This window comes from Bradyrhizobium sp. PUT101 (assembly GCF_052043945.1).
Classification (GTDB): domain Bacteria; phylum Pseudomonadota; class Alphaproteobacteria; order Rhizobiales; family Xanthobacteraceae; genus Bradyrhizobium.
The window spans coordinates 5754977-5766360 of sequence record NZ_CP197207.1 but is presented as its reverse complement, the minus strand read 5'-3'; the positions used below and the strand labels follow the sequence as shown (position 1 = coordinate 5766360).

Genomic DNA, 11384 nt, shown 5'->3' with positions numbered 1-11384 from the left:
AGGAAGTGAAAGGGGAACATATTCGATGGCAATGAGGCGGGGAAATCGGCAATAAACCGGGCAAGTTTCGAGGCAAACAGCTCAATCGAACGGCGTGGCCCGAGCGATGCGGGACACGTGCCGAAGATCTTGAATGTAGCAACATATCTACATACATTCCTCTCGGTAAGGTACGCCAAGACAAGGAGGCGCTGACGGATGGTGACCACCCTGACCAGCCGAGAATTCAATCAGGATACGAGCGGCGCCAAGAAGGCGGCCTCGCAGGGTCCCGTCTTCATTACGGATCGTGGCCGCCCGGCCCATGTCTTGCTGACAATCGAGGACTATTTGCGCCTCAGCGGCGGGCACATGAGCCTTGCAGAAGCTCTGGCGCAGACGAACGCGGACTTTGACTTCGATCCACCTCGTATGGCCGGCGGGATATTCAAGTCGGTCGATCTCGACTGATGTTTCTTCTGGACACCAACGTCATTTCCGAACTGAGGCGACCGGACAAGGCTGATCGCAACATGCTCGCTTGGGCCAACACAGCGCCCGCGGCGAATTTCTTCATGTCCGCCATTTCGATTCTCGAAATTGAACTTGGCGCGCGCCGGATCGAGCGCAAAGATGCGGTGCAAGGTGCTGTCCTGCGCGCCTGGATCGACGATCACATTCTGGCCCGCTTCGAGGGGCGGATCCTGGCAATCGATACGGCCGTAGCGCAGCGTTGTGCGCAACTTCACGTTCCCGACCCGCGGGCCGAACGCGACGCCCTCATTGCAGCGACCGCGCTTGTTCACGGCTTGACCGTCGTTACGCGCAATCTGGGGGATTTCGAACCTACGGGCGTCCCGCTACTCAATCCGTGGGACGACGTGTGAGCGCCTATCTCAGCCGAACGACCGGTGCGGCTTCAGGCGCGGCATCCTGAGCATCAGCCGCATCATCGACCTCTGCCCCCTTCGGCATCGCCTCGACCACCTCGATGCCTTTGCTGTGGCAGATGGTGGCGAGGCGCTCGGGGAGTTCCTGGTCGGTGACGAAGGTCTGGATCTGGGTGATGTGGGCGATGCGCACCGGCGCGCTACGGCGAAGCTTGGTGGAATCGGCGACCAGCATGACGCTGCGGGCATTGGCGATGATGGCCTGCGCCACCTGCACCTCGCGATAGTCGAAGTCGAGCAGCGCCCCCTCCTCGTCGATCGCGGATGCACCGATGATGGCATAGTCGACCTTGAACTGGCCGATCAGTTGCGTCGCGGTCGAGCCGACCACTCCGCCGTCGGCGCGCCGAACCGTGCCGCCCGCGACCACCACCTCGATGCGGGGATGGCGATAGAGCAGCATGGCAACGTTAAGATTGTTGGTGATGACGAGGAGATCCTCGTGCGAGGTCAGCGCGCTCGCGACCTCCTCCGTCGTGGTGCCGATGTTGATGAACAGCGAGCAGCCGTTCGGGATCAGCGAAGCCGCCGCCGCGCCGATCGCCTTCTTCTCCTCGGCAGCGACGAAGCGGCGCGCCTCATAGGCGAGGTTTTCGACGCCGGAGGCGATGATGGCGCCGCCATGGATGCGGGTCAGCGATCTCCGCTCGCAGAGGTCGTTGAGATCCTTGCGGATGGTCTGCGCCGAGACTTCGAATCGACGCGCGAGCTCCTCGACCATGACGCGGCCGGAAGCGCGCGCGATGTTGAGGATTTCGGCTTGGCGATGAGTTAGTCCGGTCACGGCAACGGCCTCAAATCAGGATGATGCATGGTGCGGCGGTTCGCGTCTTCGGTCAATGCGCGCGCCGATCACGGTTAACGGGCGACGGGCCCTCACCACGCCATTTCTTACCACGCCATGGCGTTCGCAAGACGCTCGAGCAGCGCCGGATCGTCGAAGGCGCTGGCAGAAGTGACGGCGCCTGATGCAACCAGGTCAGCATGGCTGAGGCTGGTCCGGATGCCGACGGTCGGAATTCCGGCCGCCGTGGCGGATTGCACGCCGGTGCGGGAGTCCTCGAATGCGATCGAGGTTTCCGGCCGCGCGCCGACGAAACGCAGTCCTTCCTGATAGGGCAGCGGATGCGGCTTGCCGTGCGGCAGCTCGGCGCCGATCACGAGTGCCTTGAAGCGATGCGTGATGCCGAGACCGGAGAGCAGCAGCTCGGCGTTGAGCCGCGGCGCGTTGGTCACGGCGACCATGGGGATGCCGGCGCTGTCGGCCCGGTCGAGCAGCGCCATCAGGCCCGGCAGCGGTGCGATCTGCCCGGCTACGAGCGTGCGGAAGACCTCCTCCTTCTCATCGAGGATCAGCGCGCGCCGCTCCGGCGCCTCGTCGGGCAGAAAGCGCTCGCCGATCGCGACATTGGCGAAACCCTGCAGCTCTCTGGAGAAACGCGCGCGATCGAAGACATGGCCGCGCGGGCCGAGCACCTGGTTGAAAGCCCTCAAGTGCAACGGATCGGTATCGGCAAGCGTGCCGTCGATGTCGAACAACAACGCCCTGCCCGTCGCATCGTAGCTGGCCTCGATCATTTCCGTACTTTCCCAAATGCGCGACGCATCGATGCGCGAGACGTATCAATACCGCCTCGATCCCGCAATCGCGCATTCACATGACGACAATGCGACACTCGACAATGTCATGCGGGGCTGCAACACTCGGCGCAAGATCAAAAAGGAGGAAACGATGACCATCAATCGACGCGATCTGGCTCTCTCCACTTTCGCCGTCTCCGCGCTTGCGTTCGCCGCGCCGGCGATCGCCGCTTCGGCGGACGAGGAAGCCGTGGCGAAGAAGGTCGAGGCCTTCCGCCTTGCCCAGATCGCGGCCGATCCCAAGGCGCTCGGCGCGTTGTGCTGGGACGATCTCAGCTACAGCCATTCCAGCGGCAAGGTCGAGGACAAGGCAACCTTCATCGCCAACGCCACCGACGGCAAATCGAAATTCCTGTCGATCGAATACAAGGACCCCACCATCAAGGTGGTCGGCCCCGCAGCGATCGTGCGTTTCCACTGGCTGGGCGAGCAGGAGATGGCAGCCGACGGGAAAAAAGTATCGACCAATCTTCACATCCTGATGAACTGGCAGAAGCAGGGCGACGAGTGGAAGCTGCTGTCGCGGTCTGCGACGAAGTTGTGATGACGTCCCTCCCCTTTCCTTCTTGTGGGAGAGGATGGCTCCGCGAGGGAGAAGGGAACGGCACGGTGCGGTCGGCAAAAAATTCCGACCGCGCAACTCGCGTTGACGACTACGCCGCTTCCTTCACATCGCCGTTAACCAGCTTGCGCGCGGCGCGTTCGGCTTCGCGGGCGTTGCGGAAGAGCTGGCCTTCGAGACGGTTGAAGCGGTGGGACGAGGCGAAGAAGCAGTAGCCTCCTTGAGAGCGAACGACGATACCTGCGGTCTGCGAATCGACTTCGATAATGTAGCTGTCCGGCATGGTCCGTGGATCCCTCAGTGCGGGCAAATAACGGCACTCGTGCCCAAAGGTTCCCAGGCATTTGAGGCCGTTTCACCCCGAATCGACACGCAATTGAGTACGCCGAGACCTCATCCGTTTTATGACTGGTTCTTGGCGAAGCCGCGACGAGGATGACTCACCCGCGCCGCGTTCTGCGGCGCTTGCCACGTCTCGCAGGATGAGGCAGAGCGTCGCGCGCGATTACGTCGCGATCGGCGGATCGTTTCGCTGGATCGCCTGCGGACGGCCGTGGTCGTCGATCGAGACGTAGGTGAAATTGCCGTCGGTGACGAGGAACGGATGAAGCTCCTTGCGCCGCAATGCCCAGGCCTCGAGATGCACCGTCAGCGAGGTGCGCCCGACGCGCACGAGATTGGCGTAGACCGAGACGAGATCGCCGACATAGACCGCCTTGCGAAAATTCATCGCCTCGATCGCGACCGTCACGGTGCGCGACCTCGCAGCCTTCGAGGCGAACACGCCGCCGCCGACGTCCATCTGGCTCAGAAGCCAGCCGCCGAAGATGTCGCCGTTTGCATTCGTGTCGGCCGGCATCGCCAGCGTGCGGATGCAGAGATCACCGCTCGGCCCGGTCGTAGCTTGTTCACTCATATCGCTCTCACTTGAAACTGTCCCAGCCCGGATCAGGCGCATAGCGCGCACCGAATCGCTCGGCCAGCGCGCGCAGCGTCGAGACCACGTCATCAACGCCACGCGTGCGCGCATAATTCAGCGGGCCGCCGCGGAACGGCGCATAGCCGGTGCCGAAGATCATGGCGCCATCGACCGCATCGGCATCGTCGACGATGCCCTCGCGAAGCGCCGCGATGCAGACGTTGGACATCGGCAGCACGAGGCGGTCGATCATCTGATCGGTGACGCGCGGGCCGGTCTCGGGAAGCGGTGCCTTCTCCGCCTTGCCGTCCTTCCAGGTGTAGAAGCCCTTGCCGGCTTTGCGGCCGAGCTCGCCCCTGGCGACCTTCTCGCGCAGCCAGGCCGGCGTCGGCGGCAGGAGATCGCCGAACTTGGTCCGCAGCATGTCGCCGACGTCGAGGCAGATGTCGAGCCCGACCTGATCGGCAAGCTCGATCGGCCCCATCGGCATGCCGAACTGCTCGGCTGCGGCATCGATCAGGCGCTGGTCGATCTTCTCGTCCAGCATCACCATCGCTTCCAGCATGTACGGCGTCAGCGCGCGGTTGACGAGGAAGCCGGGCGAGCTCTTCACCGCGAGCGGCAGGCGGTCGATCGCGCCGACAAAGGCGAGCGCGTCCTTCAGCACCTGCGGATCGTTGCCGTCATGGCTGACGACCTCGACCAGCTGCAACCGCGACACCGGATTGAAGAAATGCAAGCCGACCAGCCGCTCCGGCCGCGCCAGAGTGGTGCGCAAGTCCTGAAGCGGAATGCTCGACGTGTTGGTCGCAAGGATCGCGCCCGGCTTCATCCGCGGCTCGAGCGCGCCATAGACCTTCTGCTTCAGCTCCAGTTTCTCCGGCACGGCCTCGATGATGAGATCGGCATTGCGAACGCCCTCCCCGTCCATGTCGGGGATGAGACGGTCGAGCGCGTCACGCACCTCCGTCGGTTTGCGGATGATCTTGCCGTAGAGCTCGGCTGCGCGCTTCACCGCACCCGCGATCGGCTCCGCCTTCATATCGGCGAGCGAGACGCGCACCCCCTGCCCCGCACACCAGGCGGCGATGTCGCCGCCCATCGCGCCGGCGCCGATGACATGGACATGCTTGACCGTATTGCCGCTGCCCGCGGCCTTCTTCATCTGCTCACGCAGGAAGAAGACGCGGATCAAATTCTGCGCGGTCGGCGTCACCATCAGCCTGGCGAAGGAAGCCTGCTCCGCCTTCAGCATCGCCGCCTTGCTGCCGCCATGTGCCTCCCAGAGATCGATCAGCGCGTAAGGAGCGGGATAATGCTCCCGGGATGCAGCCTTCGCGGCCTCCGCGCGCATGCGCTTGGCCAGCAGGCCACGCACCGGCCCGAGATTGGCGGCGCGCGCGAGCAGACCGGGCCTAGCCCGCTTCAGCCGGCCGAACAGCGCATCCTTCACCGCGCCGTGGACGTGGCGCTCCTGCGTCACGGTGTCGACGAGGCCGATCGCCTTGGCACGGCGCGCATCTATGGTGCGGCCGGTCAGCATCAGCGCCATCGACTGGGTCGGATTGACCAACGCGGTGAACCGTGCCGTGCCACCGAGGCCGGGATGCAGGCCGAGCATCACCTCAGGGAAGCCGAAGCGAGCACCGTCGATGGCGATGCGCGCCTGGCAGGCGAGCGCGACCTCCAGTCCGCCGCCGAGGCAGAAGCCGTGGATGACCGCGACCGTCGGCAGCCTCAAGGCTTCCAGGTGGTCGACAACGGCGTGCGCGGCGCGGATGCGCGTCTCCACCATGCCGGGATCAGACGCGCCGCGAAATTCGTTGACGTCGGCGCCGGCAACGAAGCCGGACGGCTTGGCCGAGCGGATCACGAGGCCGGCCGGACGCTCGGTCTCGATCGCGGCGAGCACGGCGTCGAACTCCTCCATCACGTCGGAGGACAGGGTGTTGGCGCTGGTCTCGGCGCGGTCGAACAGCAGCCAGGCGACACCATCGGCGTCACGCGTCAGCTTGAAATGCCTGTATGGACTGTCCGCCGCGGGCGGGGGCCCAAGCGTCAGGAGGCGGTCGCCCAGCGCGGTCATGATCTTCGAATCCATGGTCACACCGCCTCGATCAGCATGGCGCCGCCGAGCCCGCCGCCGATGCATTCGGTGGCAACGCCGCGCCGGGTGCCGAGCCGCCTCATCGCATTGACGAGATGCAGCACGATGCGGTTGCCGGAGGTGCCGACGGGATGGCCGAGCGAGATCGCGCCGCCGTCGACGTTGAGCCTGTCGCGATCGATCTCGCCGGCGGCGCCGTCCAGCCCGAGGATCTCGCGGCAGAATTTGTCGTCGTTCCAGGCGGCGAGGCAGCCGAGCACCTGCGTCGCAAAGGCCTCGTTCAGCTCCCAGGTCTCGACGTCCTTGATCGTGAGATTATTGCGCGAGAGCAGCGGCGTCGCCGACATCACGGGCCCGAGCCCCATGATGCTGGGATCGAGCGCAGCCCAATGGCTGTCGACGATGACGGCCTTCGGCGTCAGCTTGTGCTTTGCGACCGCCTCGTCGGAGGCGAGGATCACCCAGGAGGCGCCGTCGGTGATCTGCGAGGAGTTGCCGGCGGTGACCTGTCCCCAGGGGCGCTCGAACACCGGCCGGAGCTTTGCCAGCGTCTCTGCCGTCGAATCCGGCCGCACGCCGTCGTCATGGTCGAAGAACTTGCCGTCGCGGGAGAACGCAGTCTCGACCTCGCCCCTGAGAAAACCGGCGCCTTGCGCATGCGCAAGGCGGCGATGGCTTTCGGCGGCGTAAGCATCGGACTGTGCGCGCGTGATGCCGAAGAGATGGCCGACGACTTCCGCGGTCTGGCCCATGTTCAGCTCGGTGATGGGATCGGTCAGGCCCCGCTCGAGGCCGATGATCGGCTTGAGATAGCGCGGCCGCAGCTTGAAGGCCGCAGCGAGCTTCGCGGCAACGCCCTTGGCGGTGGCGAGGCCGGCGAACCAGCGCACGCCGGAGTTCGGCCAGACCAGCGGCGCATGGCTCAGCGCCTCGGTGCCGCCGGCGAGGATCATGTCGGCATGGCCTTCACGGATGTAGCGGTAGGCGGTGTCGATCGATTGCATGCCGGAGCCGCAATTGATCTGCACGGTGAAGGCGACCATGTCCTCGCCCATGCCGAGCCGGAGCGCGGCGACGCGGGCCGGGTTCATCTCGTCCGCGATCACGTTGACGCAACCGAGGATGACCTGATCGAAGCTGTCAGGCGCAAACGGCTGACGCGCCAGGAGCGGCCGGCCGCACTGGACGGCGAGATCGACCGGCGTGAACGGACCGGGCCCCGAACGCGCCTTTAGAAACGGCGTCCGACTGCCGTCGACGATGAATACCGGTCGTGCCATCAGCTCGCCGCCCTCTGCTCACCGAGTTCCTGGAAGAACTGATGCACATTGACGGTTTTCTTGTAAATCGGCGACAGCGCCTCCGGCGCAAAATCGTCGACCTCTATCACTTTTGTGACGGATTCGCGGGCCGCGGCGAGCTGCTCGCCCTCAGCCTGCGTGATCACGCCCTTGGCGACCGCTTCCTTCCAGTCGCGAATATGCGCGGCGCGCAGGCGCCTGGCGATGGCGTCCGTGCTGGCGACCAGCTCGAACGCGCGCTCCAGCCGGGCAAAACCGCCGTCGTCGTCGACCCGGGCCAGATCCGGCGTGAGGCGCTCGCGTGCCGCCGACGGCTCCAGGGCCAAGCTCGCGCATCGGTGCACGACGCGGTCGGAGGGGCCGAGCACGCGCGCGCCGAACGGTTGGACCACGAGCCCGAGGAAACCTGCGACGAAGCGGTTGGGCAAATTGGCGAGGATTTCGGCAAGCCGGTTCTCGATCGTGCGGACGCCGGTCGCCATGCACCATTCCAGCGCGGCAAAATCCTCTTTCTGCCGGCCTTCGTCCTGCCAGCGCTTCAGCGCGGCCGAGAGCAGATAGAGCTCGGACAGGATGTCACCGAAGCGGGCCGACAGCATCTCCTTGCGCTTGAGCGCGCCGCCGAGCGTCAGCAGCGCCATGTCGGCGCAGAGCGCAAAGGCCGCGGAGTAGCGCGAGAGCTGGCGATAGAATGGCGTCGCATCGCCCGCATCGGGCGCCGGCGCGAATGCGCCAAAGGTCCAGCTGCGACCGAAGGCGCGGAACAATGTCCGGAAACTATGGCCGACATGCTTCCAGAACGCCTTGTCGAAGGTGGTGAGGCCGCGCTCGCGATCGGAATCGGCGAGCGCATTCATCTCGTCGAGCAGATAGGGGTGCGCGCGGATGGCACCTTGCCCGAACACGATGAGGTTGCGAGTCAGGATGTTGGCGCCCTCCACCGTGATGCCGACCGGCACGGCGCGGTGCAGATTGCCGAGATAGTTTTGCGGACCGTCGATCACGGCCTTGCCGCCATGGATGTCCATGGCGTCATCGATCACGGTGCGCATCCGCTCGGTCGCATGCAGCTTCATGATGCCGGAAATGACGGCGGGATGAATGCCGGCATTCAGCGCCGCACAGGTCAGCCGCCGCGCCGCATCCAGCTGGTAGGCGGTGGCATTGATGCGCGCGAGCGGCTCCTCGACGCCTTCGAACTTCGAGATGGAGATGCCGAACTGCTCGCGGATGCGGGCATAGGCTCCGGTGGCGCGCGCCGCATAGGCGGCGCCCGCGGCAGAGAGCGACGGCAGCGAGATGCCGCGTCCGGCGGCAAGGGCCGTCATCAGCATCTTCCAGCCTTGGCCGAGGCGCTCCTTGCCGCCGATGACGTAGTCGAGCGGAATGAAGACGTCGCGTCCCCAATTCGGGCCGTTCTGGAACACCTGCATCGACGGCAAATGGCGATGGCCGATCTCGACGCCGGGCAGATTGGTCGGGATCAGCGCCACGCTGATGCCGAGCTCTTCCTCGCTGCCGACGAGATGATCGGGATCAGAAGCCTTGAAGGCAAGGCCCAGCAGCGTCGCGACCGGGCCGAGTGTGATATAGCGCTTGTGCCAGTTGAGCCTGAGGCCGACCACCTCGCGGCCCTCGAAGGTGCCCTTGCAGATGACGCCGGTGTCGACCATCGAGGCGGCGTCGGAGCCGGCTTCCGGGCTGGTGAGCCCGAAGCAGGGAATGTCGCGGCCGTCGGCGAGGCGCGGCAGCCAGCGCTCCTGCTGCTCCCTGGTTCCGAACCGCATCAGGAGTTCGCCGGGCCCGAGCGAGTTCGGCACCATCACGGTGACGGCCGCCGCAATCGAGCGGGTCGAAATCTTGCGCACCACTTCCGAATGGGCGTAAGGCGAGAAGCCGAGGCCGCCGAACTCCTTCGGAATGATCATGCCGAAGAACTTCTCGCGCTTGACGAAGTGCCAGACGTCCTGCGGCAGGTCACGCAATTCCCAGAAGATCTTCCACTCGTCGAGCATGGCGCAGAGCTCGTCGACGGGGCCGTTGAGAAAGGCCCGTTCCTCGTCCGTCAGCACGGCCTGCGGCACCTTCAGCAGCTTCGACCAATCAGGATTGCCGGTAAAGAGATCGGCGTCCCACCAGACGTCGCCGGCTTCGAGGGCTTCACGTTCGGTGTCGGACATCGTCGGCAGCACGCCGCGCGCCCAGGAGAAGATCGGCTTGGTAAGAATGTCGCGGCGGAAGCTCATGGCGGACCTCATGCATCGGCGCGGGTGTCAGGCATTTTAGCGGAAAGTGGGTGGCGGATGTGAAGACTTCGGCTGCGATATTGACGCGGCCGGGCGGCCGCCCAAGCCATAACGGCCGGGGCGTGGTGGCAGTTCCGGGAGGGGGAATGGGGCTGAACGCCCCACTGTCATTCCGGGGCACGCGAAGCGTGAGCCCGGAATCCATCATGCGGCAGCGTTGGTCGGTGAATGGATTCCGGGCGCGCGCCTGACGGCGCGCCCCGGAATGACGACGCGAAGATGACCGGCCCTAATCCGGCCGGATCATCTCGAACATGTTTTCGGGCTTGATCTCGAAATAATCGCCGCGGCGGCCGGCGCGGACGATCGGGTGGGCGGCGGCGGTCTGGTAGACGCCGTCCTTGATCAAGGTCTTGTCGATGTGGACGGCGACGACCTCGCCGAGGGTCAGCCAGGCGTCGGCCTCCTTGCCGTCGGCGCCCTTGAGGCGGACGATGTCGGACACCTTGCACTCGAAGGCGACGGGGCTCTCAGCCACCCGCGGCACGTTGACGAGCTTGCCGGGCACGGCGGTGAGGCCCGCGAGCTTGAACTCATCAACCTCGGGCGCGACATGCGCCGCGGTCGCGTTCATCTGCTTCGCCAGGTCCATCGTGGCCAGATTCCAGACGAACTCGCCGGTCTGCTGCATGTTCTCGACCGTATCCTTCCAGTTGGTGGAGGAGAAGCCGATGATCGGCGGCACGTAACAGAACGCGTTGAAGAAGCTGTAGGGCGCGAGGTTGACGTGGCCCTTGGTATCGCGGGAGGAGATCCAGCCGATCGGCCGCGGCGCGATGATGGCGTTGAAGGGATCGTGCTTGAGGCCGTGGCCCTTGGAGGGCTCATAGAAGTACAGGTCTTTGTCGGTCACGCGGGTGCTTCTCCAATGCCCGTCATTCCGGGGCGATGCGAAGCATCGAACCCGGAATCTCGAGATTCCGGGTTCGGTCCTACGGACCGCCCCGGAATGACGGCAAGGACGTTATAGGAGAAACTTCCCGCCTCGTCAGTGGCGCGGCGACAGACCCGCGATGACGAAATCGATCATCTGGTCGATGGTCGGACCAGGCTTGGTGGCACACTGGGCGATCATCTGGGGGTGGAAGAAGCGCATCATCGCGGTACAGGCGCACAGCGAAGCCAGCTGCAGGTCCGGCGCCTCGAACTCGCCGGAGGCGACGCCTTGCGCGATGATCTGGCCGACAAATCCGGCGATGCACTCCATATGGTTGACACAGACCTGCCAATCCTCCTGCATCGCGATCTCGACCATCTCGTGCAGCTTGTTGTCGCCGACATAGCGCTCGGTGTTCATGCGGTGGATGGTGGTGAGCAGTTCGCGGAAGCGCTCCCTGACCGGACCGGGCTTTGCGACGATCCGCCGGGCCTCGAGCTCGACCTCGCCCATCAGCGAGCGGGCCACCGCCTGATGGATCGCTTTCTTCGATTCGAAGAAGCGATAAACGTTGGCGGGGCTCATCCGGAGCTCCTTGGCGATATCCCCGACCGTGGTCTTCTGGTAGCCGATCTGGCGGAACAGCCGCTCAGCCACCTCGAGAATACGATCCCGGGTGTCGCCTTCGATATGTTCCGCAATCAGTGTCATTTGTCAGGACTCGTCCGTCAGCACTTCATCT

12 protein-coding genes are annotated in these 11384 nt (G+C 64.9%); 3 read left to right on the top strand and 9 right to left on the bottom strand.

Features of this window, described 5'->3' with window-relative positions; all coding sequences use genetic code 11:
* Window positions 1-198: 198 nt before the first annotated feature.
* Window positions 199-450: a type II toxin-antitoxin system prevent-host-death family antitoxin gene (locus ACSHT2_RS27655; protein ID WP_440637827.1), complete on the top strand. Its 252-nt coding sequence runs from the start codon at window positions 199-201 to the stop codon at window positions 448-450.
* Window positions 450-866: a type II toxin-antitoxin system VapC family toxin gene (locus ACSHT2_RS27650; protein WP_440637826.1), complete on the top strand. Its 417-nt coding sequence runs from the start codon at window positions 450-452 to the stop codon at window positions 864-866. Before ACSHT2_RS27655 ends, ACSHT2_RS27650 begins: the two co-directional genes overlap by 1 nt.
* Before the next feature lie 4 nt (window positions 867-870).
* Here ACSHT2_RS27650 and ACSHT2_RS27645 read toward each other — a convergent pair whose 3' ends face one another.
* Entirely contained in the window at window positions 871-1713 is an 843-nt protein-coding gene (locus ACSHT2_RS27645) for a DeoR/GlpR family DNA-binding transcription regulator (protein WP_440637825.1), read from the bottom strand.
* A 107-nt stretch (window positions 1714-1820) separates the two neighbouring features.
* On the bottom strand, window positions 1821-2507 hold the full coding sequence (locus ACSHT2_RS27640) for an HAD family hydrolase (protein ID WP_440637824.1): 687 nt from the start codon (window positions 2505-2507) through the stop codon (window positions 1821-1823).
* Between the two features lie 154 nt (window positions 2508-2661).
* Here ACSHT2_RS27640 and ACSHT2_RS27635 point away from each other — a divergent pair, with 154 nt between their 5' ends.
* Window positions 2662-3114, top strand: coding sequence for a nuclear transport factor 2 family protein (locus ACSHT2_RS27635; protein ID WP_440637822.1), 453 nt, complete (start codon window positions 2662-2664; stop codon window positions 3112-3114).
* Between the two features lie 109 nt (window positions 3115-3223).
* On the opposite strand, the gene ACSHT2_RS27630 is transcribed toward ACSHT2_RS27635, so the two are convergent.
* The 7 genes from ACSHT2_RS27630 to ACSHT2_RS27600 form a co-directional block, all read right to left on the bottom strand.
* Complete coding sequence (locus ACSHT2_RS27630; protein ID WP_028134810.1) at window positions 3224-3415, bottom strand: hypothetical protein; 192 nt, start codon at window positions 3413-3415, stop codon at window positions 3224-3226.
* Between the two features lie 222 nt (window positions 3416-3637).
* On the bottom strand, window positions 3638-4048 hold the full coding sequence (locus tag ACSHT2_RS27625; RefSeq protein WP_239621802.1) for an acyl-CoA thioesterase: 411 nt from the start codon (window positions 4046-4048) through the stop codon (window positions 3638-3640).
* Between the two features lie 7 nt (window positions 4049-4055).
* The gene (locus tag ACSHT2_RS27620; protein ID WP_440637821.1) at window positions 4056-6152 is read right to left on the bottom strand and encodes a 3-hydroxyacyl-CoA dehydrogenase NAD-binding domain-containing protein; all 2097 of its coding nucleotides are present in this window, start codon (window positions 6150-6152) and stop codon (window positions 4056-4058) included.
* 2 nt (window positions 6153-6154) lie between these two features.
* A complete protein-coding gene (locus tag ACSHT2_RS27615; protein WP_440637820.1) occupies window positions 6155-7438 on the bottom strand; it encodes an acetyl-CoA C-acetyltransferase in 1284 nt (427 codons plus the stop codon).
* A complete protein-coding gene (locus ACSHT2_RS27610) occupies window positions 7438-9705 on the bottom strand; it encodes an acyl-CoA dehydrogenase (RefSeq protein WP_440637819.1) in 2268 nt (755 codons plus the stop codon). Before ACSHT2_RS27610 ends, ACSHT2_RS27615 begins: the two co-directional genes overlap by 1 nt.
* Before the next feature lie 289 nt (window positions 9706-9994).
* On the bottom strand, window positions 9995-10618 hold the full coding sequence (locus ACSHT2_RS27605; RefSeq protein ID WP_440637818.1) for a flavin reductase family protein: 624 nt from the start codon (window positions 10616-10618) through the stop codon (window positions 9995-9997).
* Between the two features lie 135 nt (window positions 10619-10753).
* Window positions 10754-11353 (bottom strand): TetR/AcrR family transcriptional regulator, encoded by a 600-nt coding sequence (locus tag ACSHT2_RS27600; protein ID WP_440637817.1) that lies wholly within the window; start codon window positions 11351-11353, stop codon window positions 10754-10756.
* Window positions 11354-11384 lie beyond the last annotated feature (31 nt).

Bases quoted from the DNA above. Each gene is read 5' to 3' on its own strand.
- ACSHT2_RS27630 (WP_028134810.1), bottom strand. From the start codon at position 3,415: ATGCCGGACAGCTACATTATCGAAGTCGATTCGCAGACCGCAGGTATC.
- ACSHT2_RS27625 (WP_239621802.1), bottom strand. From the start codon at position 4,048: ATGAGTGAACAAGCTACGACCGGGCCGAGCGGTGATCTCTGCATCCGC.
- ACSHT2_RS27600 (WP_440637817.1), bottom strand. From the start codon at position 11,353: ATGACACTGATTGCGGAACATATCGAAGGCGACACCCGGGATCGTATT.
- ACSHT2_RS27610 (WP_440637819.1), bottom strand. From the start codon at position 9,705: ATGAGCTTCCGCCGCGACATTCTTACCAAGCCGATCTTCTCCTGGGCG.
- ACSHT2_RS27620 (WP_440637821.1), bottom strand. From the start codon at position 6,152: ATGGATTCGAAGATCATGACCGCGCTGGGCGACCGCCTCCTGACGCTT.
- ACSHT2_RS27635 (WP_440637822.1), top strand. From the start codon at position 2,662: ATGACCATCAATCGACGCGATCTGGCTCTCTCCACTTTCGCCGTCTCC.
- ACSHT2_RS27615 (WP_440637820.1), bottom strand. From the start codon at position 7,438: ATGGCACGACCGGTATTCATCGTCGACGGCAGTCGGACGCCGTTTCTA.
- ACSHT2_RS27650 (WP_440637826.1), top strand. From the start codon at position 450: ATGTTTCTTCTGGACACCAACGTCATTTCCGAACTGAGGCGACCGGAC.
- ACSHT2_RS27640 (WP_440637824.1), bottom strand. From the start codon at position 2,507: ATGATCGAGGCCAGCTACGATGCGACGGGCAGGGCGTTGTTGTTCGAC.
- ACSHT2_RS27655 (WP_440637827.1), top strand. From the start codon at position 199: ATGGTGACCACCCTGACCAGCCGAGAATTCAATCAGGATACGAGCGGC.